29 protein-coding genes are annotated in these 25,037 nt (G+C 46.1%); 22 read left to right on the forward strand and 7 right to left on the reverse strand.

Annotation, left to right across the window (positions count from 1 at the left end; all coding sequences use genetic code 11):
- Positions 1 to 10: 10 nt before the first annotated feature.
- Positions 11 to 535, reverse strand: a complete 525-nt coding sequence (locus KH172YL63_RS05350; RefSeq protein ID WP_173105133.1) for a universal stress protein — start codon at positions 533 to 535, stop codon at positions 11 to 13.
- Between the two features lie 899 nt (positions 536 to 1,434).
- Here KH172YL63_RS05350 and KH172YL63_RS05355 point away from each other — a divergent pair.
- The 11 genes from KH172YL63_RS05355 (at position 1,435) to KH172YL63_RS05405 (ending at position 11,689) form a co-directional block, all read left to right on the forward strand.
- Positions 1,435 to 2,706, forward strand: a complete 1,272-nt coding sequence (locus KH172YL63_RS05355) for an MFS transporter (RefSeq protein ID WP_173105134.1) — start codon at positions 1,435 to 1,437, stop codon at positions 2,704 to 2,706.
- Between the two features lie 282 nt (positions 2,707 to 2,988).
- A complete protein-coding gene (gene sigY / locus KH172YL63_RS05360; protein ID WP_173105135.1) occupies positions 2,989 to 3,513 on the forward strand; it encodes an RNA polymerase sigma factor SigY in 525 nt (174 codons plus the stop codon).
- The gene (locus KH172YL63_RS05365; protein ID WP_173105136.1) at positions 3,506 to 3,817 is read left to right on the forward strand and encodes a YxlC family protein; all 312 of its coding nucleotides are present in this window, start codon (positions 3,506 to 3,508) and stop codon (positions 3,815 to 3,817) included. Before sigY ends, KH172YL63_RS05365 begins: the two co-directional genes overlap by 8 nt.
- Positions 3,814 to 4,026: a sigmaY antisigma factor component gene (locus KH172YL63_RS05370; protein WP_173105137.1), complete on the forward strand. Its 213-nt coding sequence runs from the start codon at positions 3,814 to 3,816 to the stop codon at positions 4,024 to 4,026. The genes KH172YL63_RS05365 and KH172YL63_RS05370 overlap by 4 nt, the downstream gene beginning before the upstream one ends.
- Positions 4,023 to 4,337: a YbjQ family protein gene (locus tag KH172YL63_RS05375; RefSeq protein WP_173105138.1), complete on the forward strand. Its 315-nt coding sequence runs from the start codon at positions 4,023 to 4,025 to the stop codon at positions 4,335 to 4,337. Before KH172YL63_RS05370 ends, KH172YL63_RS05375 begins: the two co-directional genes overlap by 4 nt.
- A gap of 500 nt (positions 4,338 to 4,837) precedes the next feature.
- On the forward strand, positions 4,838 to 6,595 hold the full coding sequence (locus KH172YL63_RS05380) for an ABC transporter ATP-binding protein (RefSeq protein WP_173105139.1): 1,758 nt from the start codon (positions 4,838 to 4,840) through the stop codon (positions 6,593 to 6,595).
- A complete protein-coding gene (locus tag KH172YL63_RS05385) occupies positions 6,592 to 8,610 on the forward strand; it encodes an ABC transporter ATP-binding protein (RefSeq protein ID WP_173105140.1) in 2,019 nt (672 codons plus the stop codon). The genes KH172YL63_RS05380 and KH172YL63_RS05385 overlap by 4 nt, the downstream gene beginning before the upstream one ends.
- A 117-nt stretch (positions 8,611 to 8,727) precedes the next feature.
- Positions 8,728 to 9,630: an ABC transporter permease subunit gene (locus KH172YL63_RS05390; protein ID WP_173105141.1), complete on the forward strand. Its 903-nt coding sequence runs from the start codon at positions 8,728 to 8,730 to the stop codon at positions 9,628 to 9,630.
- Positions 9,623 to 10,642: an ABC transporter permease subunit gene (locus tag KH172YL63_RS05395; RefSeq protein WP_173105142.1), complete on the forward strand. Its 1,020-nt coding sequence runs from the start codon at positions 9,623 to 9,625 to the stop codon at positions 10,640 to 10,642. Before KH172YL63_RS05390 ends, KH172YL63_RS05395 begins: the two co-directional genes overlap by 8 nt.
- Positions 10,643 to 10,823: 181 nt before the next feature.
- A complete protein-coding gene (locus tag KH172YL63_RS05400) occupies positions 10,824 to 11,201 on the forward strand; it encodes a hypothetical protein (protein ID WP_173105143.1) in 378 nt (125 codons plus the stop codon).
- A complete protein-coding gene (locus KH172YL63_RS05405) occupies positions 11,198 to 11,689 on the forward strand; it encodes an endolytic transglycosylase MltG (RefSeq protein ID WP_232066127.1) in 492 nt (163 codons plus the stop codon). The genes KH172YL63_RS05400 and KH172YL63_RS05405 overlap by 4 nt, the downstream gene beginning before the upstream one ends.
- Positions 11,690 to 11,757: 68 nt before the next feature.
- On the opposite strand, the gene KH172YL63_RS05410 is transcribed toward KH172YL63_RS05405, so the two are convergent.
- Positions 11,758 to 12,366 (reverse strand): NAD(P)-dependent oxidoreductase, encoded by a 609-nt coding sequence (locus KH172YL63_RS05410; protein ID WP_173105144.1) that lies wholly within the window; start codon positions 12,364 to 12,366, stop codon positions 11,758 to 11,760.
- A gap of 201 nt (positions 12,367 to 12,567) precedes the next feature.
- Here KH172YL63_RS05410 and KH172YL63_RS05415 point away from each other — a divergent pair, with 201 nt between their 5' ends.
- From KH172YL63_RS05415 to fumC, 8 genes are all read left to right on the forward strand, one after another.
- Positions 12,568 to 13,359, forward strand: a complete 792-nt coding sequence (locus KH172YL63_RS05415; RefSeq protein ID WP_173105145.1) for an amino acid ABC transporter substrate-binding protein — start codon at positions 12,568 to 12,570, stop codon at positions 13,357 to 13,359.
- Positions 13,343 to 14,047, forward strand: coding sequence for an amino acid ABC transporter permease (locus KH172YL63_RS05420; protein WP_173105146.1), 705 nt, complete (start codon positions 13,343 to 13,345; stop codon positions 14,045 to 14,047). Before KH172YL63_RS05415 ends, KH172YL63_RS05420 begins: the two co-directional genes overlap by 17 nt.
- An 18-nt stretch (positions 14,048 to 14,065) precedes the next feature.
- Positions 14,066 to 14,800, forward strand: a complete 735-nt coding sequence (locus KH172YL63_RS05425; RefSeq protein ID WP_173105147.1) for an amino acid ABC transporter ATP-binding protein — start codon at positions 14,066 to 14,068, stop codon at positions 14,798 to 14,800.
- 142 nt (positions 14,801 to 14,942) lie between these two features.
- Entirely contained in the window at positions 14,943 to 15,506 is a 564-nt protein-coding gene (locus KH172YL63_RS05430; RefSeq protein WP_173105148.1) for a biotin transporter BioY, read from the forward strand.
- A gap of 134 nt (positions 15,507 to 15,640) precedes the next feature.
- The gene (locus KH172YL63_RS05435; protein WP_173105149.1) at positions 15,641 to 17,077 is read left to right on the forward strand and encodes an AMP-binding protein; all 1,437 of its coding nucleotides are present in this window, start codon (positions 15,641 to 15,643) and stop codon (positions 17,075 to 17,077) included.
- 18 nt (positions 17,078 to 17,095) lie between these two features.
- The gene (locus tag KH172YL63_RS05440; protein ID WP_173105150.1) at positions 17,096 to 18,229 is read left to right on the forward strand and encodes a thiolase family protein; all 1,134 of its coding nucleotides are present in this window, start codon (positions 17,096 to 17,098) and stop codon (positions 18,227 to 18,229) included.
- Positions 18,230 to 18,243: 14 nt separating this feature from the next.
- Positions 18,244 to 19,029: an SDR family oxidoreductase gene (locus tag KH172YL63_RS05445; protein WP_173105151.1), complete on the forward strand. Its 786-nt coding sequence runs from the start codon at positions 18,244 to 18,246 to the stop codon at positions 19,027 to 19,029.
- Positions 19,030 to 19,093: 64 nt separating this feature from the next.
- Positions 19,094 to 20,482 carry a class II fumarate hydratase gene (fumC, locus tag KH172YL63_RS05450; protein WP_173105152.1) on the forward strand — a complete coding sequence of 463 codons (1,389 nt, stop codon included), beginning with the start codon at positions 19,094 to 19,096 and terminating at the stop codon, positions 20,480 to 20,482.
- A gap of 151 nt (positions 20,483 to 20,633) precedes the next feature.
- Here fumC and KH172YL63_RS05455 read toward each other — a convergent pair whose 3' ends face one another.
- The gene (locus KH172YL63_RS05455) at positions 20,634 to 20,849 is read right to left on the reverse strand and encodes an alpha/beta-type small acid-soluble spore protein (RefSeq protein ID WP_173105153.1); all 216 of its coding nucleotides are present in this window, start codon (positions 20,847 to 20,849) and stop codon (positions 20,634 to 20,636) included.
- 293 nt (positions 20,850 to 21,142) lie between these two features.
- Between KH172YL63_RS05455 and KH172YL63_RS05460 the strand changes: the two genes are divergently transcribed.
- Positions 21,143 to 21,394: a hypothetical protein gene (locus KH172YL63_RS05460; RefSeq protein ID WP_173105154.1), complete on the forward strand. Its 252-nt coding sequence runs from the start codon at positions 21,143 to 21,145 to the stop codon at positions 21,392 to 21,394.
- Positions 21,395 to 21,446: 52 nt separating this feature from the next.
- On the opposite strand, the gene KH172YL63_RS05465 is transcribed toward KH172YL63_RS05460, so the two are convergent.
- Both KH172YL63_RS05465 and KH172YL63_RS05470 read right to left on the reverse strand, forming a co-directional pair.
- A complete protein-coding gene (locus KH172YL63_RS05465) occupies positions 21,447 to 22,544 on the reverse strand; it encodes an ABC transporter ATP-binding protein (RefSeq protein ID WP_173105155.1) in 1,098 nt (365 codons plus the stop codon).
- A 96-nt stretch (positions 22,545 to 22,640) separates the two neighbouring features.
- Entirely contained in the window at positions 22,641 to 23,558 is a 918-nt protein-coding gene (locus KH172YL63_RS05470) for a PucR family transcriptional regulator (protein WP_173105156.1), read from the reverse strand.
- 148 nt (positions 23,559 to 23,706) lie between these two features.
- On the opposite strand from KH172YL63_RS05470, the gene KH172YL63_RS05475 reads away from it, so the two are divergent.
- Positions 23,707 to 23,967 (forward strand): metal-sensitive transcriptional regulator, encoded by a 261-nt coding sequence (locus KH172YL63_RS05475; RefSeq protein ID WP_173105157.1) that lies wholly within the window; start codon positions 23,707 to 23,709, stop codon positions 23,965 to 23,967.
- A gap of 39 nt (positions 23,968 to 24,006) precedes the next feature.
- Here the strand turns inward: KH172YL63_RS05475 and KH172YL63_RS05480 are convergent, their stop codons facing one another.
- Both KH172YL63_RS05480 and KH172YL63_RS05485 read right to left on the reverse strand, forming a co-directional pair.
- The gene (locus KH172YL63_RS05480) at positions 24,007 to 24,195 is read right to left on the reverse strand and encodes a hypothetical protein (protein WP_173105158.1); all 189 of its coding nucleotides are present in this window, start codon (positions 24,193 to 24,195) and stop codon (positions 24,007 to 24,009) included.
- Positions 24,196 to 24,284: 89 nt separating this feature from the next.
- Positions 24,285 to 24,494, reverse strand: a complete 210-nt coding sequence (locus KH172YL63_RS05485) for a YheE family protein (protein WP_173105159.1) — start codon at positions 24,492 to 24,494, stop codon at positions 24,285 to 24,287.
- Between the two features lie 128 nt (positions 24,495 to 24,622).
- Here KH172YL63_RS05485 and KH172YL63_RS05490 point away from each other — a divergent pair, with 128 nt between their 5' ends.
- Positions 24,623 to 25,021: a ferritin-like domain-containing protein gene (locus KH172YL63_RS05490; RefSeq protein WP_173105160.1), complete on the forward strand. Its 399-nt coding sequence runs from the start codon at positions 24,623 to 24,625 to the stop codon at positions 25,019 to 25,021.
- The last annotated feature ends 16 nt before the right edge of the window (positions 25,022 to 25,037 follow it).

Raw genomic sequence — 25,037 nt, forward strand, 5'->3', positions numbered from 1 at the left:
CTTCATCCTATTATTTCACCACTAGGACACTCGCTTCACAATCCTGTGTCACTTTTTCACTCACGCTTCCGAGAACCCATTTTTTCATGCCGGTTTTTGTACTGCACCCGACTGCAACGAGATCGGCCTGAATTTCTTTCGCATATTCACAAATGCGCTTCGCTTCGGACCCTGAAAGATGAATATAATTTGCATCTATCCCGTACGCAGTAAATTTATCCCTGGCGCTTTTCAGAGTTGGGTGTGTCGATGCCGGCGTCTGAATTTCGTGGCGTTCTTCCTCCGTTCCCCGCACTTTGTTATCCGGGGAGACAGACAGGTTTCCCATGTACTGATTATCGAACCCCGGCGATGTGTCTGCGATTGCGTGAGTCGGCGTGTAGTGGTCCCTTGATTCATTCGCTGTCTTTTCGTCAGAGATATGGAGGACGGTCAATTTGGTGTCTATGGAATTCTTCATTAATTTCGATACTTGATCTAAAGCTTTATTGCTTCCATCACTTTCATCGTAAGCCAATAAAATATGTTTATACATCAAAATCACCTCGAAATTGTAATACACATTATTTACCCCGTATGAAAACTTTTAACCCCTTTTTTAAAAAACTATGGCGTGCTGCAGGGAGAAAGAAGGGTGAATATATAAAGCGGGTGCTTCTCCAGGAGGGATTCTCTGAGATGTTTGTAAGCTGATTGATAATGTTAAACGGAGCGGTTCTTTTCCGTGGGCATTGTATAATCGTAGCGTACAAAAAAGGAGCAGAATGGGGGGAAGATCCATTCTGCTCCTTTTTGTACATATGATAACGTGAATGATAGCAAGAATCTTACTTTCCTACAGCATGCTGATAATCCAGCCAATGACGACAATTGCCCCAATGACCATTAGAATTGTACGTACCATGAAAATCACCTCGACTTATCGTATCGTAAAATGTAGTTTTTTCTTTTAACCGGTTAAGGTAACGATACCCCGTTATCGGATCGTTAAAACATACCTGCACTTCACAGCGATTATTTTGCCATTTTGAAAAGAAATCCTCTTTAAAATGAAAGAAGATACCCTTAGTTTGGCTGGTTTTGGTTAAAATATGCGTGTTTTTATTAGGAGGGAGTGGTGGGTTTGATGACAGGGGCCAGGAATTTGTTTTAACGGCGAAATCCTGGATATAACGGCGAAATTTTCATTTTAACGGCGATATTCCTGAGATAACGGCGAAAAATCAATTATAACGGCGAAATCTCGAATTTAACGGCGAACGTGTTAAATCCACCGCCTCTCCACTTCCTCAGAATGAAGCGAACGCCCCCTCCGGCACAATCCCAACCCCTATCCGACCTGAGGCGGAGGAAAAAACCTCCAGTAGCCCCTCCTGAGGGCCGGGGATTTCTTATAGAATGAGATTATGCAAACAAAGATGGGAGACGGGTTTTGTGAAGAAGTTGATTGAGATATTCAAGAATAAAATATTTTTAAAATTGTTTTTTGCTAATTTCACTTCGCATATGGGAAGTGTGATCGGGATGACTGCATTTATGTTTTACCTTCTTGATCGTTTTGCTGAGAAGCCCATGTATGCGTCCATTACGGAAATGATGTATTCGCTGCCTACACTGGTCGTGTTTTTCCTGGTCGGGGTACTGGCTGACAGGATGGACCGGCAGAAGATTGCCTATCATTGTGATACGATCAGTGCGTTTTTGACATTGGTGTTATTTGGGGCCATTTTCATCGGCTGGCTTCCGTTCATCTTTTTCGTGTTGTTCCTGCGGAGCGGTGTTCAGAAGTTCTTCTTCCCGGCTGAGCAGGGGATACTGCAAGGGGTTCTTACAAAGGATGATTATTCGACTGCTGCCGGCCTGAATCAAATGGTGATGAGTTTATTCATGCTGCTCGGAAATGCAGTGGCGATCTTTGTGTACTGGACGACCGGAATTTACGGTGCACTTGTGGTTGACTTTCTGACCTTCGCGGTTTCTGCCGTTTTGATCAAACGCTGTGATATCCCGGAGGAAGTCCGTCTCCCGAATGGGAAGCATTCCTGGAAAGACTTGAATATCAAATCTGTATCTAAAGACTTTACTGCCGGGATGAAGTATATCCTGAATCATAAGCTCCTTCTGTCTCTTGTTGGAGGATTTGTCGTGTTTGGTGTCGTGAACGGCGGGTTCGCGGTCATCCCAATTTTTATTTTGAAATATAAACTCGCCCCTCAGTCTTATGAAGAATACTCGATTCTCCTCGGAATTGCGTTTGGGGCAGGGGTCCTGATCGGCAGCGTTTTCTCCTCGGTGCTCGCTCAGAAATTGAAGTTTCACGTTTTGATTGTAGCGGGGCTCGTCATATCGGGGACGTTCATCATTGCCGCATCCTTTGCACCGACAACCTGGATCTTTCTGATTGTGATATTTATCTCTGCTCTTGGACTGCCCCTTGTGAACATCGCAATCGGCGGCTGGATGCCGAGTATCATCGATCCGAAGATGATGGGAAGGGTACAGGGATGGATCACTCCCCTGATGATGCTGTCACAATCCATTACCCTTGGGGTGATTGCCCTTACGTTCCCTAAAATCGTCACCGTCGAAATGCTGTACTGGCTCGTGGGCGGATGTTTGATTCTTGTAGCTATCTTCTACACACTCATCCTTCCTAAATACGTAAAGGAAGAAGAAGATCATTCCCCTGCGGTCTTAAATGGTTAGAAATAGTCTCCCTTCATTTTATATATGGAGGGAGTTTTTATAGGTTATAAGGACATATGCAAAACTTTCAGGCAGATTGTGGTAAGGTTCTCCTCATACATAGCAGCAGGATATGAAGAAATACTATTCAATAGTAAATCTATAAAAATCTACCGGGCGTAGGATTGTCTCAGCGCCTTCCCGAGTGAAAAAATAAAATCATCATAAATTGAACGATTTCTCCTGTTCCACGTCTTATAGATGAATGAGGCCGGTTTTGGCGGCTGGAAAGGACAGTAAGGGATGAAAGAGAAACAATGGATCAAGCAAGCGAAAAAAGGGAATCACGAAGCCTTTGCTCTTCTTTTTAGGGAACATTATCCGTTTCTCTTAAAATATTTGATCAAGGTGACCATGGACCGGGATCAGGCTGAAGAGCTTGCCCAGGAAACGATGGCGACTTGTGTAGAGAAGATCCATCAGTATCATGGGAAAGCTAAATTTTCTTCATGGCTGATCTCGATTGCGACCAATCGCTTCATCGACCTTCAGCGGAAAAAGAAAAGGGAGCAGGAGTGGAAACATGAAGAAGTGAACATCAGAAAGCTGAGATGGGAAATGGAATCCAGGAATGAGGAGTGGAATGATGTGTTGGGTGCATTAGCGGGTTTGTCTGAAGATGTCAGGCTGCCAATCATCCTGAAGCATTATTACGGATATTCTTATGAAGAAATCGGCCGCATGATGGATATATCCCAAGGAACCGTTAAATCACGGGTGCACAATGGCATCGCTCGGCTCAGGAAGGAGTTGAAAATAGATGGATAAAGAAAATGATGACTTAAAGGAATTATTGGATGAAGGATTCAGGCCACTCCATGAAGAAATCGATGGGCATACACCACCTTTGCAATGGTTCGAGCAGCTGGTCAAGGACCGGCAGGCGGAGATGAAAGCGAGGTTCAAGCGCGATTTCATCGTGTTCCTTCTGATCGCCTGCTGCATCCTGACGGTGTTGGCCCTCACTTTATTTCAGATGCCACTTCTATTTCTCCTCCTTCAGGGGGCCATCTTTATAGGGGGGACGGTTTTTACCGGAATCATTTACGTGAAAAAGGTGAAAGAAATATGACAAAAGAAGAATTATATATTTTCCTTCTCCTCATACCGATCCTGCTGGCGCAAAGCATGTATTTGTTCATCGATGCAAGGAAGAATGGGCATCATTACTGGTTCTGGGGAATCTGGGGGTTGATTCAATGCCCGATGCCCCTCCTGTTTTATTTCCTGTTCGCGAAGAAAGTATGGAAAAAATATAAAGCAAGGGAGAGAAAGATATGATCATCGTGACGTCAGCGTTTGTACCAGGCAGGGAAGTGAAAGAACTGAAGGGCTTTGTGAGGGGCAGCACCGTGCAGGCCAAGCATATCGGAAAGGATATCATCGCCGGACTGAAAACACTCATCGGTGGAGAAATCAGCGAATACAGTGAGCTGATGGAGGAAGCAAGAAAGCAGGCAATCGAGCGGATGACAAATGAAGCGGAGAAGCTCGGGGCGAATGCGGTCATTGCGGTCCGTCTCGAAACGTCTTCGGTCATGCAAAATGCATCAGAAATCATCGCCTACGGGACGGCCGTTTTTGTGGAGTAAAAACGGCGGATATTGTAGAGAAAATTATCAATTAAAATAATATTGACACAATTTCAACTGTATAGTATGGTTATTAATGGAATTAATAAAAGAGATTGGAGGGTTTTGTGATGATGAAGAGATATACAACTGATCGAGTAGCGGCAGGATTTAAAAGCCAACTTCATACCATCACATAACCGGTAACTCCTTAAATTAACATGTTTATGGGCACAGGTTATGTATGTAACCTGTGCTTTTGTATGTCCAAGGAAAAGACGGACGTTCATAGGCGCAACAGATCAGGGTGAGAATGTCATCATCCTGATCTGAAGGAAGCCTGTTGACGTCCGTCTTTTTTTGTTCATTCGGTGCATTCAGGGTCCGACCCTGATCACATATAGAAGTTCCATAACAAAAGGAGGAAATGATGATGTCAATTGTACAAAAGAAGAAGATGATGGCCGCCGTGGAGGCAGAAGGCGGATAGTGAAGAAAGCCAATGAGGGGAGGTAAATGGGATGTTCAGTATTTTTAAGAAGTTATCGTGGTTTTTTAAAGAAAATTGGAAGAGATATACCGTGGCAATCGGTTTGTTGACGATTGTCGGCGTGCTTGATGTGGTGCCCCCTAAACTTGTGGGGAATGCCATCGATGATATTCACCTCGGTGATATGTCGTGGGGGGATGTCGGGAAGTATCTGTGGATGATCGGGGGAATTGCCCTTATATCGTATGCCATGACGTATGTATGGATGTATCAGCTGTTCGGAGGGGCATTCCTTGTAGAACGGAAGCTCCGGAGCAGGTTTATGGGACATCTGTTAAAGATGACACCGACGTTCTTTGAGAAAAATCGTACAGGAGATCTGATGGCAAGGGCGACGAATGACCTGAAGGCGATTTCTGTCACGGCCGGGTTCGGGGTGCTGACATTGATCGATTCGAGCGTATTCATGCTTACGATTCTGTTTACGATGGGATTCCTCATCAGCTGGAAGCTGACGTTTGCGGCGATTTTGCCCCTTCCGATCATGGCGTTGCTCATGAAGGTGTATGGAGCGAGGATCCATAAGCGATTCACGGAAGCGCAGGATGCGTTCGGTGATCTCAACGATAAAGTGCTTGAATCGATTGCAGGCGTACGTGTGATCCGGGCGTATGTCCAGGAGCGGGCGGATGAATCCCGATTCGGAGAGATGACCGAAGATGTGTACAGAAAGAACATTGCTGTAGCCAAGATTGATTCCCTTTTTGAACCGACGATTAAAGTGCTTGTCGGGTTAAGTTATTTGATTGGTCTCGGGTATGGCGCATATCTGGTGTTTCATCAGACGATTACGTTAGGGGAACTGGTTTCATTTAACGTCTACCTCGGGATGCTGATCTGGCCGATGTTTGCAATCGGTGAACTGATCAATGTGATGCAGCGGGGAAATGCTTCCCTGGACCGGGTGCAGGAAACACTCGATTATGAACAGGATGTAAAGGACGGCTATCATCCGAAAGAAGTAGATGCACCAGATCGTATCGGATTCAAAGATGTTGATTTCCAATACCCTTCTTCCCAGGTCCTGAACTTAAGCGCGGTCAATGTAAGCATTGAACGGGGAGGGACGCTCGGGATCGTCGGGAAAACAGGCAGCGGGAAGACGACTTTCATCAAGCAGCTACTCCGTGAATACCCAACGGGGAAAGGATCCCTGACAATCGGAGGGGTGCCGATCACCGACCTGTCGATCCAGCAGGTGAGGGACTGGATCGGCTACGTTCCCCAGGATCATGTCCTGTTTTCAAGGACTGTAAGGGAAAACATACTATTCGGCCGACACGATGCAACTGAGGAAGATTTGGAAAAGGCAATAGAATTGGCCGATTTCAAGAAAGATTTAGAAATGCTTCCGGACGGATTGAATACGCTTGTTGGAGAAAAGGGGGTCGCCCTGTCAGGGGGACAAAAGCAGCGGATATCGATTGCACGGGCACTGATCAAAGATCCGGAAATCCTGATCCTCGATGATTCATTATCAGCGGTGGATGCCAAAACAGAAGCCAAGATCATAGACAATATACGTAAAGAACGTGACGGAAAAACAACGATCATTACGACTCACCGTCTATCGGCTGTGCAACATGCAGACTGGATTGTCGTATTTGAAGACGGGAAAGTGGTAGAAGAAGGCGTACACGAACGTCTCCTTGAAAATGGCGGCTGGTATAAAGAACAGTTTGACCGCCAACAAGTTGAAGATTCCTCACGGGAGGAGGTGGGCGCATGAAAGTCGGAAGAAAATTAACCGGATATGCCCTTATTTATAAAAAAATTATCATTGCGGCCCTGTTGATGCTGAGTGTGTCGGTGGCGGCAGAACTGGCCGGTCCTTTTATCGCCAAGAAGCTGATTGATGACCATATCCTTGGGATAGAATCGAGCTGGTATGAGACGGTTGAGGGGCAGGATGCCGTCTTGTACGATGGAAAATGGTATAAACGTGAGCAGTATTTCTCAGACGGGGAGGCAAAAGGCGATGAAAGCCGGGTCCTTCAAGTTGGAAGAGCGTTTTATTTCGTCCCATCCTCCGTTTCATTTGATGGGGAAAGAAAGGTGAAAGCAGGGGAACTGACGATTTCAAAAGGGGATGAATCCAACACGTATCCTGCTTCAAAGTTGACAGGGGAAGAGTTGTTAAGGTTCTATAATCCGGAAATCCCAAAGATCATCAAACTGATCGCCTTTTATTTCGGGTTGCTTGTCGTCGCTGCCTTTTTCCAATATGGTCAGCGGTTCTATCTGCAAAAAGCAGCGAACAGGGTCATCCAAAAAATGCGGAATGACGTGTTTCAACATATTCAAAAGCTGCCGATCCGGTATTTTGATAATCTTCCTGCAGGGAAGGTAGTGGCGAGGATCACCAACGATACGGAAGCGATCCGGGATCTGTATGTCACGGTTTTATCAACCTTCTTTTCCAGTACGATTTATATCATCGGGATCTACATCGCCCTTTTCATTCTCGATGTGAAGCTGGCGGCGATTTGCTTGATCCTGATTCCGATCTTGATCATTTGGACGTATCTGTACCGGATTTATGCGTCGAAATACAATCATATCATCCGGTCCAAGGTCAGTGAGATCAACGCCATGATCAATGAATCGATCCAAGGGATGAACATCATCCAGGCGTTCAGCAGAGAGAAGAAGACGAGGGAAGAATTCAAGGATTTGAATGATACCCATTTCAAGTACCAGAATAAATTGTTAAGCCTTAACTCAATGACATCCCATAATCTCGTCGGGGTGCTGCGAAATATCACGTTTGTCGCTTTCATCTGGTATTTCGGAGGCGCTTCGATCGGCGTTGGCTCCGTGGTTACATTGGGCGTCCTATATGCCTTTGTCGATTACATCAACCGTTTATTCCAGCCGGTGACAGGCATTGTGAACCAGCTTGCCAATCTTGAGCAGGCACTTGTGGCAGGTGAGCGGGTATTCAAGCTGCTGGACGAGGACGGGGTTCAGGTAGAGGATGAAAAGATGGCCCGCTATGAAGGAAATGTAAGCTTTGAACATGTTTTCTTCGGATACAAAAAAGACGAATATGTGCTGAAGGATATTACCTTCACCGCGAACAAAGGGGAAACGGTGGCATTGGTCGGTCATACAGGATCAGGGAAAAGCTCGATCATGAATCTGCTGTTCCGTTTCTATGACAGCAATGAAGGGAAGATCCTGATTGACGGCAAAGACATCGTCGACATCCCTTATCAGACGATCCGTGAGCACATGGGAATCGTGCTGCAGGACCCGTACTTGTTCACTGGAACGATCGCTTCAAATGTAAGCCTTGATGATCCGCGGATTTCCCGGGATCAGGTAGAGGCTGCCCTTAAGGCGGTAGGGGCAGAGAAAGTGTTCAAGAATCTGGAGAACGGATACGATGAGCCGGTGATTGAGAAAGGGAGCACCCTTTCATCGGGGCAGCGACAGCTGATTTCCTTTGCAAGGGCACTTGCCTTCAATCCGGCGATCCTGATCCTGGACGAAGCGACTTCCAGCATCGATACGGAAACAGAATCGATCATACAGGAAGCCATGGAAGTCCTGAAAAAAGGAAGAACGACCTTCATCATCGCCCACCGGCTTTCCACGATCAAAAATGCCGATCAAATCCTTGTGTTGGACCGGGGAGAAATCGTAGAGCGTGGTAACCATGATGAGCTGATGAAGCAAATGGGCCGTTATTACCAAATGTATCAGCTCCAGCAGGGCACGAAGGAAGAAAAGGCAGGGTAAGAAGGAAAAAGCATCCGGCAAAGGTGAAGCCGGATGCTTTTTTTATCCAAAAAAAGGATTTTTACCGTACAGACAAGAAATGATTACTAAGAAGCAGAGAGGAAAAAGGGGGAAATCATGAAAGCACTTCTTCAATTATTTCTGATCATAACGGGTTTCATCCTGATCAGTGTCTTGCCCGTATTGTTTTATGGAGCTGAAAAGGCGGAACTTTTCTACTTGATGGTAAAAGGTAACGGAAGTTCTTTTGGCTTTTATCCGAAGGAATACCTTTTCGGGATCTATCATATTTTCACAGGAATCTTTCATCCTGGAGAGTGGAAGGTGTTCATTTTGCGTAATGAATATCCTCTGCAGGATGTGCTGGCAGACAGATATATTTATTCTATGAAAGTATTTTTATTTTCATTAAGCTTGGCGGTGGGAATCTCATTTATTGTGAGCGTATGCATCTCCCTTTCGTCAAAATGGTTTCAATGGGCATTCATGGGGATGGTGAATATCCTTGAATCACTTCCTGACGTTTTTATTATCATTGGCGTTCAGCTGGCGGTGGTTATGTACTTCCGGGAAACCGGTGTGCTGATCGGTGAGATTGCGATGATGGATAAGGAATTATACCTGTTACCAGTGACATGTTTGACAATTGTCCCTACAGTGTTCCTGATCAAAACGATTGTATTGCTTCTCAAGGAAGAAGAGCGGAAGCCTTATGTCGAGCTTGCGAAAGGAAAAGGGTTGAACGCTTTACAGGTGTTGGTGACCCACAGTTTCCGGAATGTGGTATTCAGCTTATTCTACCGTTCGAAGCTGATTTTTTCTTTTATGCTCTCCAATTTGTTCATTTTGGAGAGGTTGTTCAATATGAGGGGAATCATGGATTTATTACTATGGTCGGGCGGGATCACTTTTGTCGTCATTTCAACTGTCATCCTCCTGCCGTTTTACCTGGTGTTCACAATGATTGAAGTCCGTTTGAAAATGAGCATTGGCTTAAAGGGGGACGGGACGTATGCTTAACGGTTTATGGAGGCGTCCCCGATTCCTTGCGGGCTTCCTGTTCATTACTGGCGTTTTATTGCTTAGTTTTATGTATGAACCTTTTATTGAAGAACATGTGAAAATGTACAGCTTCTTTGACCACAACGGTGAAAGGGTGGGACCGCCGTTTACACCGGCAGAGCTTCCCCCATTCGGTTCTGACCGGTTGGGGATCCCCCTCTGGACATACGTCATTCAGGGAGCGAAGTATACAATTCTGATCGGGTTGTCCATCAGTCTACTTCAAATGGTGCTTGCCTTTTCATTATCCGTCCTGTTCATTAAGTTCTTCAATAAACTACAAAGTTTGTTGGAAGGACTGGTAGAGGCCATGATGTATATTCCCATGGCCGTCATTGCTTATTTGCTTCTTTCACCGATCAGCTTCGTTATTGAAGAACCGGAAAAAGCATTTGTAAAGGTGCTGTGCATCCAAATCTTCATATTGACAATCGTCGGCATCCCGCCATTGATAGTCGTATTGTCAAAAGAAATCAGGAAAGTGCTTCAGGAAGAATTCATCCTTAGCGCCAGGACGCTCGGGGCCCGGGGGATTTCACTTTATAAGAAGCATGTGCTGACTGCCCTGTTCCCGAGGCTGATCCTGTTGTTTTTTCAGCGGAATGTGGCAGTGCTGATCCTGTTCGCCCACCTCGGTTTCCTTGAAATATTCCTTGGGGGTGCCGTTGAAAGGGAGATCATGATCGACGTGATCCGGAAGTTTTCCCTCTCCAACGAATGGGCGGGAAATATCGGTAAATCCTATTTTGAATTGATGGTCGCGCCCTGGATCCTTTTTGTCCCCCTTGTCGCCTTATCCTTGACGGCCTTTTCCTACAATCTTATGGCTTCATCCCTCCAGAAAATCCTGCTCGGGGACAAGAGTCGAGTGAAGAAGAGCAAGAAAAAGGACGTAGATGGTGGAAACCGGGATAAAAACGTAATGGAAGGGATGTTTGTGAGGGAAAAGAAGGAATATTTCAAAGGATAAACCGTTCGTGAAATAACGTTGGTCCCAATGCCAGCAGGGGTTCCAGCAACCCGGTCATGTACTATTTTCTGCAAGTAAAACAGGACTTTTGTGTGATTTTGTCGATTCCAATCGAAATTCTTCCTTTATCAATGTATAATTTAATTGATGAAATAGTTTCATAATAAGGGAGGACACTAAAATGGGATGGATCATCACCATTTTGTTTGGTACAGCAGTAGTACTGCTAGTTATATCGTTTGTGAAAACGACACAATCAAACTCAAAGCTTGAGCAGCAGATAGAGCATGTTTCGATTTCAGTATTGAATGAAGTTCATGAACTTGAAAAACAGTTGCGCAATATTCAATTAGACGCAGAAATCACCGCCCAACAGGCAGGTGTGGCCCCGGCAGCCTCGGATGAACGATTGTTGCTCCGTGAGATGCTCGACCTGCAAAAACGGGGGTATTCGTTCGAAAGCATCGCAGCGCAAACGAAGTTAAAACCCCACGAAGTTGAACACATGCTGACACCATATATTGCAGACAGGACGGAAAGGGGCTTAGTGGCACAATGACAGTGACATCTCATTCTTTGCGCAGCTTTGCTGCAGGCCTCTTGATTGCCACAAGTTTGATCGGTGCTGTATATCTTTTCGGCCCTGCAGAGGCGAAAAGCTCGGAGAAAGAAGCGCCGGTTAAAGTGGAGAAAATCTCTGAGGATAAAATGGTGGAAGAGCTGACTTCAAAGGGTTATGTGATCCATACAGAAGATCAATGGAACAAGCAGCTGGCTGACATGAACGAAAAGCAGGAAAAAAGCGAAAACAAAAAAGATGAAAAATCAGATGGTAAGGTCATCTATCGTACGATGCTGACCGTCTCTACCGGGATGACGAGCATCGATGTTGGGAATGCATTGGAGAGCGCCCACATCATTGAGAGCGGGCTGGATTTCTATAAAGAAGTTGAGAAGCGCGGTGTGGAAAATGACCTGCGCCCAGGCACGTTCCAAGTGGAAAGCGGAATGACAACTGATGAAATCATTTCAACGATTTTTAAATAATATAACAAAAGGACAGCTCATAAGTGGGCTGTCCTTTTGTTTATTACTGCTGGTGGAAAAGGCAAAGCTTAATAACAAATCCCTACCCGGCTTTTGATATAGCGGTCATCCGTTAACTGCCGGCAGATGAAATCCCCTGTATCATAAATGGAAATGCTTTTCCCTCCTTGTGGGAGTGTATCCTTCTCGACCCGATATTCTCCCCGTCTTTCCCCGTCCGGCAAGTAAGTGGGGCAAACGATCGTCCAGTCCATATCAGAAGCTTGTAACATCAAGAAAGCTTTTAAATGATCTTCTGCCGCCGTTGTACTCCTCCTTTTCGATTCGCTCGTTTGAAAGCGATAGAGGTCTGAATCCTTCCGTGCTTGGAGGATGCCTGCCGTACCGCAGGTGATGATCCTTTTCACGCCGTGAGCTCTCATGGCTTTTAGGAGGATAGGCATGCTTTTTGAAAGCACATCCTGTTTATCCGTGTTCAAGCAGCTCACCACTGTATCACAGCCTTCAATCGTTTTCATCACGTCTTCTTCATTCAATACGTCTCCTGATATCTCTAAACACGAAACAGCCGTCTGGCTTTGCCTTCGGGTTAGAGCTTTAACTTCATGTTCCAATTGGACATTTCTTAGAACAACGGAACCGACTCTTCCTGTGCTCCCAAAAATAGCGATTTTCATCATTCAACCCCCTGAGTTCTAATACATAATAGTTTATCTTAATTTTGGACGTATTACATGTTTTTGCATGAAGCGATCCATACTAACACTACATCTGTGAACATCTCGAAATGAAAACTTCTTTATTGACTTCTGATTCATATCGTTTTATGATGACATTCGTAACAAAATAATTCCGATAAGAATAGTGGGGGTTTAAAAATGAGAAATTGGACATTATCCATCATGTTGCTGATTGCATTATCTACGGTGCTAGCTGCTTGTGGATCAAAAGATAAAGAAGAAATGTCACTATACGATAAAGTAATGGAAGACGGGGAATTACTCGTAGGGACGGAAGGTACATATCCTCCTTTCACATTCCACGATGAATCAGGGGAACTGACAGGATTCGACGTAGACATCGCCCGTGAAGTTGCGAAGCGTCTTGGCGTTGAAGCGAAATTCCAGGAAACACAATGGGATGCCATGTTTGAAGGCTTGAATTCAAAGCGATTCGATATGATTGCAAATCAGGTTGGGATCCGTGAAGACCGTGAGGAGAAATATGATTTTTCCAAACCATATATCGAGTCAAGTGCAGTAGTGGTCGTGTCGAAAGATAATAAAGAAGTGACATCATTTGAAGATATCAAAGGATTGACTTCTGCTCAATCACTGACAAGTAACTACCGTGATATCGCTGAAGAAAACGGGGCTGAAATCCAGGGTGTGGATGGATTGGCTCAATCGATCCAGCTTCTTGAACAAGGAAGAGTGGATGTGACCGTTAATGATAAAATCTCGATTCTTGATTATTTAAAGAAACAGCCGAACGCAGGCATCAAAATTGCAGCTGAAGCTGAAGATGCCGGACAAAGCGGGCTGATGTTCCGCAAAGGGAACGAACAGCTGGTGGAGGAAGTAAACAAGGCGTTAGAGGAAATGAAAGAAGACGGTACGTACAAAAAGATTTCTGAGAAATGGTTCGGGGAAGATGTATCTCCTAAGTAGCATTTACCAGAACCCTGAAGCAATGATTGATATGTTACAAAGCTCCCTGCTTCCAATGTTAGAGGGGGCTTTGTACTATTCTATCCCTCTGGCGCTCATTTCATTTGCTTTAGGTATGGTTCTGGCCGTTCTCACCGCATTGGCAAGGCTGTCCAATATCCCGATATTAAGGGGCATCGCAAAGGTCTATGTATCGGCCATCCGTGGTACGCCTTTATTGGTGCAATTATTCATCATCTTTTATGGATTGCCTTCAACCGGCATCGAGTGGCTCAAGTTTGATCCATTCCCTGCAGCCGTCATTGCATTCTCATTAAATAAAGGGGCTTATTCATCGGAAATCGTCCGGGCGGCGATCCAGTCCATCCCGAAAGGTCAATGGGAAGCGGGTTATTCAATCGGAATGACGTACTCACAGACTTTAAAGAGGATCATCCTGCCCCAGGCGACGAGGGTATCGATCCCGCCGCTTTCGAATTCCTTCATCAGTCTCGTGAAAGATACATCGCTTGCTTCCCTCATACTTGTGACGGAAATGTTCCGCAAAGCCCAGGAAATCGCCGCCACGAACTATGAGTTCCTGCTCATGTATATGGAAGCAGCCCTGTTGTATTGGGTGATCTGTTTTATTTTATCCATCATTCAAGGCCGTATCGAGAAACGGCTTGACCGATATATCGCCAAGTAATATTAAAGGAGATTGACGATGATTTCCATTAAAGGATTAACAAAACGATTTGATCAGTTAGAAGTATTAAAGGGCATGGATGTTGATGTCGGCAAAGGGCAGGTGGTTGTGCTGATCGGCCCTTCAGGATCAGGAAAGACGACATTCCTCCGCTGCCTGAATGCACTTGAAATCCCGAATGAGGGGAATGTGTCGATCGGGGATGCGACTGTAGATTTCAGCCGTAAGCCGTCGAAAAAAGAGCTTATCAGCCTTAGGAGAAAAACCGGGATGGTATTCCAGAATTATAATCTCTTCCCTCATATGACGGCCCTTGAAAACGTTATGGAAGGCCCGATGGTCGTACAGAAGCGAAGTAAGTCCGACACAAGGAAGAAGGCCGTCCAGCTGCTTGAGAAGGTGGGGCTTGGGGACAAAGTCGACTACTATCCATTCCAGCTTTCAGGCGGACAGCAGCAAAGGGTCGGGATCGCAAGGGCACTGGCGATCGAGCCGGAAGTCATGCTCTTTGATGAGCCGACATCGGCACTAGATCCGGAACTGGTGGGAGAAGTCCTGAAGGTCATGAAGGATCTTGCCGAAGAAGGCATGACCATGGTCGTTGTCACACATGAAATGAGGTTTGCCAGGGAAGCCGCTGACAAGGTCATCTTTATGGATGGTGGACATATCCTTGAAGAAGGGTCTCCACATCAAATTTTCGAGGCTCCCCAACATGAAAGGACACGACAATTCTTGAATTTAATACAGTAAAGGTATAAGGATGAATGAGGATGATACCCGTTCATCCTTTTATTTTGTCATCCTCTATGTAAACATTAACGAAAATTAAGTTGACATAAAGTGAAAAAAATCTTATATTTTGAATTGTAGAACTTTTAAGGAGTGTTGTTGGATGAGATTAAAAGACATGATTTTGGTTTCAATGTTTACAGCGATTGTGGCAGCTCTTGGCGTGATTCCGCCGATCGCACTGCCGTTCACACCAGTTCCAATCACCGCACAGACATTTGGTGTCATGTTGGCAGGAGCAGTGCTTGGCGCGAGGCTTGGCGGATTAAGCCTTGGATTATTCGTATTGTTAGTCGGTGTAGGTGCACCGATTCTTTCCGGTGGAAGAGGAGGGTTTCCGATCCTGATCGGACCGAGCGGAGGATACATATTAAGTTGGCCGGTTGCGGCATTTGTCATCGGTTTCCTCGTTGACAGATACAGAGGCCGTTTGAAACTCTGGAATATGATAGTATTCAATGTCATTGGTGGAATCTTAGTTGTCTATGCAGGCGGGATTACATTCTTATCTATCGTGACGGGACTTTCCTGGATGGAGGCGGCCACCTCTGCTCTGGCTTATATCCCTGGTGATATGGTGAAAGCGGTCATTGCAGGTACGGTTGCCCTTCAGTTGCATAAGGCGGCACCGATCGCTAAATTTCATAAAGAACAAAAAGCGGCGTAAGTGGAAAAAGGCTCGATGGGACAGTGGTTACACTGCTTGTCGGGCCTTTTTAACTTGTACGGGGGAATCAGATATGATTTCATTAGGATATATATATAATTTTCTGATCATTCAGGCAGAAGGGACTTTCATTCATGAACTATATCGGAAGCACCTTGGAAGATCACAGCCGGCAATTTCCTGATAAGCTGGCGGTTGTTTCGGAAAAGGACAGGATCACGTATAAAGAATTCAATGAACTTGTAACGGGATATCAACAAGCACTGTTGAAATATACCGGTGTACATAAGAAGCGGATCGGCATCAAGGTGGAGGATCCGCCGGCCTTCCTCGCACTGTTCATGGCCACGGCAGGAAACGGTTGGGAGGCGATGCCGATCGATCCGAAATGGACCGACGCAGAAATCCGGCATGCATATGCTGTCGCTTCTCCTGACTATATTGTGACAGATGGTGAAGAGGCGGAAGAAGACGATCGTGTCATTGCTATAAGGCGCCTGAGAGAGGCGGGAAGGGGTCATGCACTTGTTTCCCCTCCTGCCCCGTTAGATGATTTCTATGTAGGATTTACATCCGGTTCATCGGGCAAGCCTAAAGGATTTACACGCCATCATTTATCGTGGACCGAGAGCTTTTCCGTCTGTGAGGAAATCTTTCAGCTGACACAAAGAGACATCATCACGTCTCCGGGCCCTCTCTATCATTCTTTGAGTTTATTCACAGCGGTCCATGCCATCCAATTGGGAGCGACCCTTCATGTGACAGATGCATTTCACCGCAAAACGTTGCTGGACAGGCTGGAAAAGGATGAAATCGATACGTTTGTCGGCGTCCCAACCATGCTTGAGGCATTGATGGAAGAATGTCGTTCACGCTCATTGCAGCTCCAGGGTATCAAAAAGGTCATCGTCTCTGGGGCAGGTTGGTCACAGACTTCAAAGGAAAAGGCAAGATGCTTTTTTCCCGAGGCATCCTTCTTAGAATATTACGGGGCGTCAGAGCTGAGTTTCGTGATGTATAAGAAAGACCGTGAGCAGGGGCACCGCCCCTTTCCAAATGTGTCTGTGCGCATACTGAATGAACACTTTAAGGAAACGGATTGCAAAGAAGCGGGGAATGTATTTGTGAGAAGTCCCATGCTCTTTACCGGATATCTCGGGCTTCCGGAAGAAACGAAGGAAGTGCTGACACCATACGGGGCAACCGTAGGCGACGTTGGATACAAGAACGAAAACGGGGAAGTCGTCCTGGTCGGAAGAAAAAGCAATATGATCAAAAGCGGTGGATTAAAGGTGTATCCAGAGGAAGTGGAGGCGGTTCTTGAAAGCCATCCGGATATCGAAGCGTCCATCGTCTACCCCGTTGAGGATCCCTATTGGGGTGAGATGGTTGTGTGCTCATTGCAATTGAAGAATAAAGCCTGCCTGACAGCAGAGGACGTAAGGAATTTCTGCAGAGGTAAACTGTCTGACTATAAAGTGCCAAAGCAAATCCTTCCCCTTTCCGTCTTTCACTACACAAAAAGCGGGAAAATCAACCGGAAAGCAACACTTGAGGGACGGACCTTATAATCGAAGGAGGAAGAAATCATGAAAGAAGCGGTTATCGTTTGGGCGAAGAGAACGCCCGTCGGAAAATGCGGGGGCAGCTTAAAGGATGTTCCGCCTCAGCATCTCGCCGCCCCACTCATCAGGGCATTGGTGACTGAAACGGGGATCGTCCCGGAAGAAATAGATGATGTGATCCTCGGTAATACGGTCGGTCCCGGTGGAAATCTTGCCCGTCTGTCTGCACTGACTGCAGGACTGCCCGTCAAGGTTCCGGGAGTGACCGTTGACCGGCAATGCGGCTCAGGGTTGGAAGCGATTGTGACGGCATGCAGATTGGTCCAATCTGGAGCAGGCGAAGTGTATGTGGCCGGCGGTGTGGAAAGCACGAGCCTTGCCCCATGGAAAATGGACAAGCCGGCACATCCTGTAAAAGCGCCGCGCATTTTCACAAGGGCGAGATTCTCCCCTGACCATATAGGGGATCCGGAAATGGGCGAAGCTGCAGAAAACGTAGCAGAAGCATTTAGGATCTCCCGCCGTGATCAAGATGAGTATGCGCTGAAGAGCCATCAAAAAGCGGTACGGGCCCAGAAGGAAAAACGGTTCACCGGTGAAATCGTCCCTGTAGAACATGTAATGGCCGACGAATGTCCAAGGGAAGACACATCCATGGAAAAACTCTCAAGTCTTCTTCCTGTATTCCGTGAAGGAGGAAGTGTAACCGCCGGCAATGCTTGTCCGATCAATGACGGGGCAGCGGTCGCACTCGTCTTATCAATGGATAAATGCCGTGAATATGGACTCATGCCCGTACTGAAATTCATCGATGGGACGGCGGCGGGTGTAGACCCGAATCTTCTGGGCATTGGCCCGGTCCCGGCTGTCGGCAGGCTGTTAGAGAGAAACAGACTCACATCAGATGACATTGATCTCGTTGAATTCAATGAAGCATTTGCAAGTCAGGTTCTGGCCTCATTGAGGGAACTGAACATACCGGAACACAAAGTCAATATTGGAGGCGGTGCATTGGCGATCGGACATCCATACGGGGCTTCCGGGGCGATCCTTTTGACACGGTTGTTTCATGAGATGAAGAAAGGACAATTGGGGCTTGCCACTCTCGGTATCGGTGGAGGAATGGGCCTCGCCGCTTTATTTGAACGGATAGAATGAGGGAGGAAGAGAGAATGAATGAAGAGGTAGTCATCATCACCGGCTCGACAAGGGGAATCGGCAAAAGCATCGCCTGTACACTTGCCAGAAGAGGTGCAAAAGTCGTTATAAACGGAACATCAGAAGAAAATGTGAAAGCAGTGGTGCAGGAAATCAGGGCGGCCGGAGGTGAAGCGGCAGGGTGCTGCGGAAGAGTGGAAGAGTTGGAAACTGGGGAGAAGCTGATTCAGACAGCGATCGAGGCGTTCGGAAGGGCGACGATACTCATTAATAATGCAGGGAACAACAGGGACCGCATGGCTCACCGCTTATCGGAAGATGATTGGGATTCAGTTATTTCCACCCACCTGAAAGGGACATTTTCAGCGGTGAAACCTTTTATACTCCATAGAAAAAAAGATGGGGGAGAGGGAATCATCCTTAATATGACTTCTCGGGCAGGGATTAAAGGCACGATGGGACAGTTGAATTACAGTGCAGCGAAAGCCGGGATCATCGGGATGACGAAAACCTTGGCGCAAGAATTAAAAAGGGAACATATCCTGGTGCTCGCACTGTCCCCTGCTGCCCTGACGGATATGACCTCACCCCATGTGGAAAAGGCGAAAGCGAAGGCACTCGAGGAGGGTAGGGAACTGGAATCTTATTGGGAAATCGGAACGGCTGAAGATGTGGCTGCTTTTGTCGGGTCCCTTATCGAGAAGAAAGGATCCATTCGCTCCGGTGCAGTTTACAGCGTAAACGGAAAGCAGGCAGGCGTGTGGGAGGATCCCGTCTGGCACGAACTGAATTTATCATAAAAAGGTTAGTTTCCATGAATTAGTGGAATTATGGTAAAGAGAATCGTAAAGGGAGGATCAGAGGATGGAATTTCGTATTGAACGAGACACAATCGGAGAAATGAAAGTGCCGAAGGAAAAGTATTGGGGCGCTCAGACTCAGCGAAGTAAAGAGAATTTCCGGATCGGAACGGAAAAGATGCCGATCGAGGTGACATATGCTTTCGCTCAGTTGAAAAAAGCGGCTGCAGTCGCCAACCATTCCCTCGGGAAACTTTCTGAGAACAAGATGAAGGCGATCGGGCAGGCTTGTGATGAAATCTTGGAAGGAAAATGGGACACCCATTTCCCCCTTGTTGTATGGCAGACAGGAAGCGGCACACAATCCAACATGAATGTGAACGAAGTCGTCGCTTACCGGGCGAATGAAATTTTAGCGGAAAAAGGTTTAGACGGAGGCGTACATCCAAATGATGATGTGAATATGTCGCAAAGCTCCAATGACACATTCCCTACAGCCATGCATGTCGCAGCTTACCAGGAACTTGAATCCAAGCTGTTTCCTGTCCTTCAGGAATTCATCTCCACATTACAAGAGAAGGAAGACCAGTTTAAGGACATCATTAAAATCGGCAGGACCCATCTTCAGGATGCCACCCCCTTGACCCTCGGGCAGGAAATCAGCGGGTGGCGGGCGATGATGGAACGGTCTTACAGTATGATGCGGGAAAGCCTGCAACGGCTGGTCAATCTGGCTATCGGCGGGACGGCTGTAGGGACGGGCATCAATGCACACCCGGTGTTTGGAGAGAGAGTGGCGAAACAGCTGGAGGTCCAAACAGGCATAAAGTTCGTTTCCTCGGATAATAAGTTTCACGCGCTGACGTCCCATGATGAAATGGTGTATGTCCACGGTGCGGTAAAAGCACTGGCAGCCGACCTGATGAAAATAGCGAATGATGTCAGGTGGCTCGCAAGCGGTCCGAGAAGCGGAATCGGGGAGATGGCGATCCCGGCCAATGAACCGGGTAGTTCAATCATGCCAGGGAAAGTGAACCCGACCCAGAGTGAGGCCGTCACGATGGTCGTCACGCAGGTGTTCGGAAACGATGCGGCAATCGGCTTTGCAGCGAGTCAAGGGAACTTTGAGCTGAATGTATTCAAACCGGTGATCATTTATAATTTCCTTCAGTCTGTCCGCCTGCTGACAGATGGAATCAAGTCGTTTAACGATAAGTGTGTGAAGGGGCTGGAGGCCAATACAGAGGTCATTGAAGGTTTTGTTCAAAAATCACTGATGCTCGTGACAGCCCTGAATCCCCATATCGGCTATGAAAAAGCCGCCGAAATTGCGAAGAAGGCCCATCAGGAAGGCACGACATTAAAGAAAGCCGCCATCGAATCAGGATATGTAACCGAAGAACAATACGACAAATGGATTGATCCTGCAGCGATGGTCCATCCTGAGTCGTAGGATTGCTTTGTGAAAGAGCAGTATGAAGGACCCGGGCGATGATCCTGCATTCGCCCGGGTTTATTATGATTGGAAAGGCTTTGTTACCAAGACAAATTGAATCCCCCGGCCATAAGACCGGGGGATTTATCCATTCATATGAAATTGCTTATTATTTTTGGTACCCGCCGCCGATTTGTTGTTCAGCCATTTGAACAAGGCGTTTTGTGATTTCTCCACCTACAGAACCGTTAGCGCGTGCTGTTGCATCTGGTCCTAATTGTACGCCAAATTCTGAAGCGATTTCGTACTTCATTTGGTCGATTGCTTGTTGAGCTCCTGGAGCTACCAGTTGGTTAGATGAATTGCTGCGAGATTGTTGTTGCATAATCTGTCATCTCCTTAAAATGTATAAGATTTTTTTGGCTGGGTCAGCTGGATTTGCACCAGCGCGCTATTCCATGAGCGGCCATCTGATATGGCATAACCCATCGTCTGGGTGTGAGAGAAGGCTTGTTGCTTGCCTTGTTACTGATATTATGGATTGTTTCGGCCGTAATATTCAACGTGCACTCAGGGAATTTATTCCTTTTAAATACCGATAAGTTCTGTACATAATTCAGGTCTATTGTCAAAAGGCTAACAGTATATACTGAATAGATTTGAAAGTATGGTGACAACATGAAAGCCTGCGCATTATGTAATGGAATCGTTGAATACAGGGGGCTCTGCGGAAAGTGCGGGGACGCTACAACGGATCAGGGAAGATATTATGATTATTATGATGAATACAGTGCATATATGGACATTCAACATTTACAGTTAGCCGACGGAATTCCGAACAGCAGCTGTTCCGATACGTGCCTTCATCTTTTTACGTGCCTCAGGTGCGGGGAAGAAGAAGGGAAAAGTGTTGATTTGACTGAGTTTTAACGTTTGTAAACAGGAAAAGAGTCCGTCATCGACGGACTCTTTTTCTCATGTATTATCGGATTCTGAACTCAGATGCTGAGTCGAAGAAGTGGGCTTTGTTCATATCAAAGGCCAGTTCAATCGTTTGACCTGCAGAAATATCAGTGCGTGAATCAACGCGAGCGACAAATTCTTGGCCCTCTAGTTGTGAATAGAGCATCGTTTCAGCTCCCGTCAGCTCGGACACTTCGATTTTCGCAGTGATTTTCGCACCTTGGGCAGTATCGATGAAAAGCGGCTCATCATGGATATCTTCCGGACGTACGCCCAGGATGATGCTCTTGCCGACCTGACCTTGTTCACGAAGGACTTTCATCTTTCCTTCCGGTACAGATACTTTCGTGTTTCCGAGCACGAAATGACCATCCTCAAGGGAACCGTGGAAGAAGTTCATGGCAGGTGAACCGATGAAGCCGCCGACAAACACATTTTCAGGCTTATCGTACACTTCTTTAGGAGAACCGACCTGCTGGATGACCCCATCCTTCATGACGACGATACGTGTAGCCATCGTCATCGCTTCAGTTTGGTCATGTGTCACATAAATCGTCGTCGTTTGCAGACGTTGGTGAAGCTTGGCGATTTCAGCACGCATTTGGACACGCAGCTTTGCATCAAGGTTGGATAATGGTTCATCCATCAAGAACACTTTCGCATCACGCACGATGGCACGTCCGAGGGCGACACGCTGACGCTGTCCACCAGACAGTGCTTTCGGTTTACGGTCAAGCAACGCTTCAAGTCCAAGGATCTTGGCTGCTTCCTGCACGCGGCGGTCAATTTCCTTTTTATCGAACTTGCGTAATTTAAGACCGAATGCCATGTTGTCATATACGGTCATGTGCGGATATAGTGCGTAGTTCTGGAATACCATGGCAATGTCACGGTCTTTCGGCGCAACATCGTTCACACGTTTTCCGTCGATGGAGAAGTCACCTTTTGAAATTTCTTCAAGACCTGCGATCATGCGGAGTGTGGTTGATTTTCCACACCCTGATGGTCCAACGAATACGATGAACTCTTTATCTTGAATATGAAGATTGAAATCATTTACCGCCGTTACTTTGCTATCATAAATTTTGTGGATGTTTTCCAGTTTTAATTCAGCCATTATCCTCTTCCTCCCTGAAATGCAATCGTTTTCATCTATATATTTATTGTAGAGAAAACGGATTCAAAAGGGTATGGTCAACCTGCACAAAGTTGCCTACATCTTTTTAGGCAGGTTGTCAGATTGAAAGTCTAAGCAGGCGAAGTAAGCGAGAACCCCTCCCTGGAATGTCTTAATATCGATATCCGTTTTCTCGATGAACTTATCGATCCGGTATTGGACACTGTTCCGGTGCATAAATAATTGTTTGGCGGTTTGACTGATATTTGATTGGTTTTCCAGGAATGCCTTCACCGTATGAATCATTTCAGGGTCTTCTTGGAATAGATCCGTCACTTTCCCAAACAGGTTCAGCCTCCATTCGTGGGGGAGGTGATGCAGGGTGAAAGCCGGCAGGATCTTTACGGCCGTTTGGATGGAAGCCTTCTTATGAACCGTCTGTGAAAATGAAAATAACTCCTGTTCAAAAGAAAATGAAGAGGGGAAGTCAGCATCGACCGGACGGAACTGACCGATGAAAAATGAAAGACTGACGAAAAAGTCGGCTTCGATCACATGTGAAATTGAAAGCAATTGTTCCTCATCGAGGGAAAACTCATTCTTCTCTTCAATGATCAGGCCTGCACCGTCATGTTGAAAAACAAGGCACGTACCGTGGGGGAGGAGATGCTTGAATGCTTCCTTCAGCATACCCTGTTCGGCCACATCTTTCATTGAGAATTGAATGATGCGGTGATCTCCCGTTGCCCCGTTAGGTCTGCTTCCTTGTTCAAATAAGTAGGCATGCCATTCTGACGCTTCTCTGGAATCATTGACGGTCAGGGGAGGCATTTTCACTTCCTGTAACAAGCATGATAATACTTCCAGCTCACCTATCGGGGTGTCATTCCTGGATAGTCCTATGTATTGTTCTTCACTGCTGTCGGTGAACCAGACGATCGTGTCGTCGAGCAGGGAAGGGAAATGGTTTTGAAGTATGGCAGTTGGATATTTTTTACGCAAAGATGTAAGCATGGGACCCCTCTTTGTTCATTATTATAGTAAAAAAGGTTATAATGGTATTGTACTGAAAACATCACGGTAGTCAAAGGGTACAGGTTTGCAAAAAAATGCTGTATTTACTACTATTATAGAATGAATAACTATTTATGGGGTGCCGAATATGGAATATACCAAGGAAGTCACGAATCGAATGAAACGTCTTGAAGGTCAAGTCCGTGGCGTATTGAAGATGATGGAGGACGAAAAGCATTGTAAAGATGTTGTCACTCAGCTGTCTGCCGTCCGTACTGCAGTTGACCGCACCATTGGCCTCATCGTCGCAAAGAATCTGGAAGCTTGCATACGTGAATCGGAAGATGAAGGCATCAAGGCTGAAGATGCCATCCAGGAAGCCGTCAATATGCTTGTGAAAAGTCGATAAAAGATAGAAAAGCTGCCTGTTCGGCAGCTTTTTTTATTGTTACATAGGGGGTTCTTCGTAATCGGTGATCTCTACCGCTTCTTCGATATTGGTTGTGTTTTCCCTCATGTGGACAGAGCCGCCTGACAAGCCTTCATTGATGAATCGATCCACATCGAGGAATGCCTTCTCTCTTCCTTCATAATTGGTATCCGGAAGGAACTGGGCATTCTGATTGTCCTTTTTCATGTTCATCAGCCTCCTTACGTTAGTTTTCGAAAGGGGGCTGAAGTTATGCATGAAGAATGAATGACTTCAGCGCCTTGAGTGGAAGTGTCTTATTCATACACATGAAAGAGCATCAGTTCATGAAGCTGTTTCTTGAGGGACTCTTCCTTTTCTTCTGCCGGGACTGGGCCGGTCCATTCGATTCTTCCGTCTTTATGGTAATTCCCGGCATATTTTGTGCCGCCGAAGTAAAACGAAAACGTCCAGCCGGGAAGCTGCGTATTTTCGAACATATTCTTGAATTGAAAATGCTGGATCATCGTTTCTCACCTCCATCCTCATTGTAAACGTTTTATTGATGGCTGTGTAGCGCAATGGTTGAAATGTATCATAAATGGAATGCCCCTCTAATAGAATTTACTGAAGAGGAACAGAGGGGGTGCCGAAGATGAATGCGTTTATTCGTGATTTGCAAAAGGCGATAAGTGATGAATGGACAGGTTATTATTTCTATAAAGAGCTGAAAGCGCGAACGAATAATCCCATGTATGTGGAATTCATAGAACATGCGAAGAAAGATGAGAAGGAGCATTATGAAATGTTCCAGTATCTTCATTATTTATTAACAGGTGAGTATTATGAACATAAGAAGGAAAAAGTAGGGTTCACCACCTTTAAGGAAGGGGTGATGCTTGCGCTGAAGGATGAGCTTGAAGCAGCGGAATTTTATCGGGATATGCTGCTTGACCTCCCGAATCAGCAGGCGTATAAGCCCCTTTTTATTGCCATGACCGATGAACAGGAACATGCCATCCGGTTTTCCACGATTTATAATTCTTTGAAATAGCGGACGTGAAAAAAAG

Origin of the sequence: Bacillus sp. KH172YL63 (genome assembly GCF_011398925.1) — a bacterium.
In the GTDB taxonomy this organism is placed as follows: domain Bacteria; phylum Bacillota; class Bacilli; order Bacillales; family Bacillaceae_B; genus Rossellomorea.

What these genes read in the sequence shown, in the direction of transcription:
- KH172YL63_RS05370 (WP_173105137.1), top strand. Translation starts at nt 3,814, where the DNA reads ATGACAAAAGAAGAATTATATATTTTCCTTCTCCTCATACCGATCCTG.
- KH172YL63_RS05440 (WP_173105150.1), top strand. Translation starts at nt 17,096, where the DNA reads ATGAAAGAAGCGGTTATCGTTTGGGCGAAGAGAACGCCCGTCGGAAAA.
- KH172YL63_RS05375 (WP_173105138.1), top strand. Translation starts at nt 4,023, where the DNA reads ATGATCATCGTGACGTCAGCGTTTGTACCAGGCAGGGAAGTGAAAGAA.
- KH172YL63_RS05420 (WP_173105146.1), top strand. Translation starts at nt 13,343, where the DNA reads ATGTATCTCCTAAGTAGCATTTACCAGAACCCTGAAGCAATGATTGAT.
- KH172YL63_RS05480 (WP_173105158.1), bottom strand. Translation starts at nt 24,195, where the DNA reads ATGAAAAAGGACAATCAGAATGCCCAGTTCCTTCCGGATACCAATTAT.
- KH172YL63_RS05350 (WP_173105133.1), bottom strand. Translation starts at nt 535, where the DNA reads ATGTATAAACATATTTTATTGGCTTACGATGAAAGTGATGGAAGCAAT.
- KH172YL63_RS05470 (WP_173105156.1), bottom strand. Translation starts at nt 23,558, where the DNA reads ATGCTTACATCTTTGCGTAAAAAATATCCAACTGCCATACTTCAAAAC.
- KH172YL63_RS05455 (WP_173105153.1), bottom strand. Translation starts at nt 20,849, where the DNA reads ATGCAACAACAATCTCGCAGCAATTCATCTAACCAACTGGTAGCTCCA.
- KH172YL63_RS05475 (WP_173105157.1), top strand. Translation starts at nt 23,707, where the DNA reads ATGGAATATACCAAGGAAGTCACGAATCGAATGAAACGTCTTGAAGGT.
- KH172YL63_RS05435 (WP_173105149.1), top strand. Translation starts at nt 15,641, where the DNA reads ATGAACTATATCGGAAGCACCTTGGAAGATCACAGCCGGCAATTTCCT.
- KH172YL63_RS05390 (WP_173105141.1), top strand. Translation starts at nt 8,728, where the DNA reads ATGAAAGCACTTCTTCAATTATTTCTGATCATAACGGGTTTCATCCTG.
- KH172YL63_RS05460 (WP_173105154.1), top strand. Translation starts at nt 21,143, where the DNA reads ATGAAAGCCTGCGCATTATGTAATGGAATCGTTGAATACAGGGGGCTC.
- KH172YL63_RS05490 (WP_173105160.1), top strand. Translation starts at nt 24,623, where the DNA reads ATGAATGCGTTTATTCGTGATTTGCAAAAGGCGATAAGTGATGAATGG.
- KH172YL63_RS05405 (WP_232066127.1), top strand. Translation starts at nt 11,198, where the DNA reads ATGACAGTGACATCTCATTCTTTGCGCAGCTTTGCTGCAGGCCTCTTG.
- KH172YL63_RS05385 (WP_173105140.1), top strand. Translation starts at nt 6,592, where the DNA reads ATGAAAGTCGGAAGAAAATTAACCGGATATGCCCTTATTTATAAAAAA.
- sigY (WP_173105135.1), top strand. Translation starts at nt 2,989, where the DNA reads ATGAAAGAGAAACAATGGATCAAGCAAGCGAAAAAAGGGAATCACGAA.
- KH172YL63_RS05430 (WP_173105148.1), top strand. Translation starts at nt 14,943, where the DNA reads ATGAGATTAAAAGACATGATTTTGGTTTCAATGTTTACAGCGATTGTG.
- fumC (WP_173105152.1), top strand. Translation starts at nt 19,094, where the DNA reads ATGGAATTTCGTATTGAACGAGACACAATCGGAGAAATGAAAGTGCCG.
- KH172YL63_RS05400 (WP_173105143.1), top strand. Translation starts at nt 10,824, where the DNA reads ATGGGATGGATCATCACCATTTTGTTTGGTACAGCAGTAGTACTGCTA.
- KH172YL63_RS05365 (WP_173105136.1), top strand. Translation starts at nt 3,506, where the DNA reads ATGGATAAAGAAAATGATGACTTAAAGGAATTATTGGATGAAGGATTC.
- KH172YL63_RS05415 (WP_173105145.1), top strand. Translation starts at nt 12,568, where the DNA reads ATGAGAAATTGGACATTATCCATCATGTTGCTGATTGCATTATCTACG.
- KH172YL63_RS05445 (WP_173105151.1), top strand. Translation starts at nt 18,244, where the DNA reads ATGAATGAAGAGGTAGTCATCATCACCGGCTCGACAAGGGGAATCGGC.
- KH172YL63_RS05425 (WP_173105147.1), top strand. Translation starts at nt 14,066, where the DNA reads ATGATTTCCATTAAAGGATTAACAAAACGATTTGATCAGTTAGAAGTA.
- KH172YL63_RS05410 (WP_173105144.1), bottom strand. Translation starts at nt 12,366, where the DNA reads ATGAAAATCGCTATTTTTGGGAGCACAGGAAGAGTCGGTTCCGTTGTT.
- KH172YL63_RS05380 (WP_173105139.1), top strand. Translation starts at nt 4,838, where the DNA reads ATGTTCAGTATTTTTAAGAAGTTATCGTGGTTTTTTAAAGAAAATTGG.
- KH172YL63_RS05485 (WP_173105159.1), bottom strand. Translation starts at nt 24,494, where the DNA reads ATGATCCAGCATTTTCAATTCAAGAATATGTTCGAAAATACGCAGCTT.
- KH172YL63_RS05465 (WP_173105155.1), bottom strand. Translation starts at nt 22,544, where the DNA reads ATGGCTGAATTAAAACTGGAAAACATCCACAAAATTTATGATAGCAAA.
- KH172YL63_RS05395 (WP_173105142.1), top strand. Translation starts at nt 9,623, where the DNA reads ATGCTTAACGGTTTATGGAGGCGTCCCCGATTCCTTGCGGGCTTCCTG.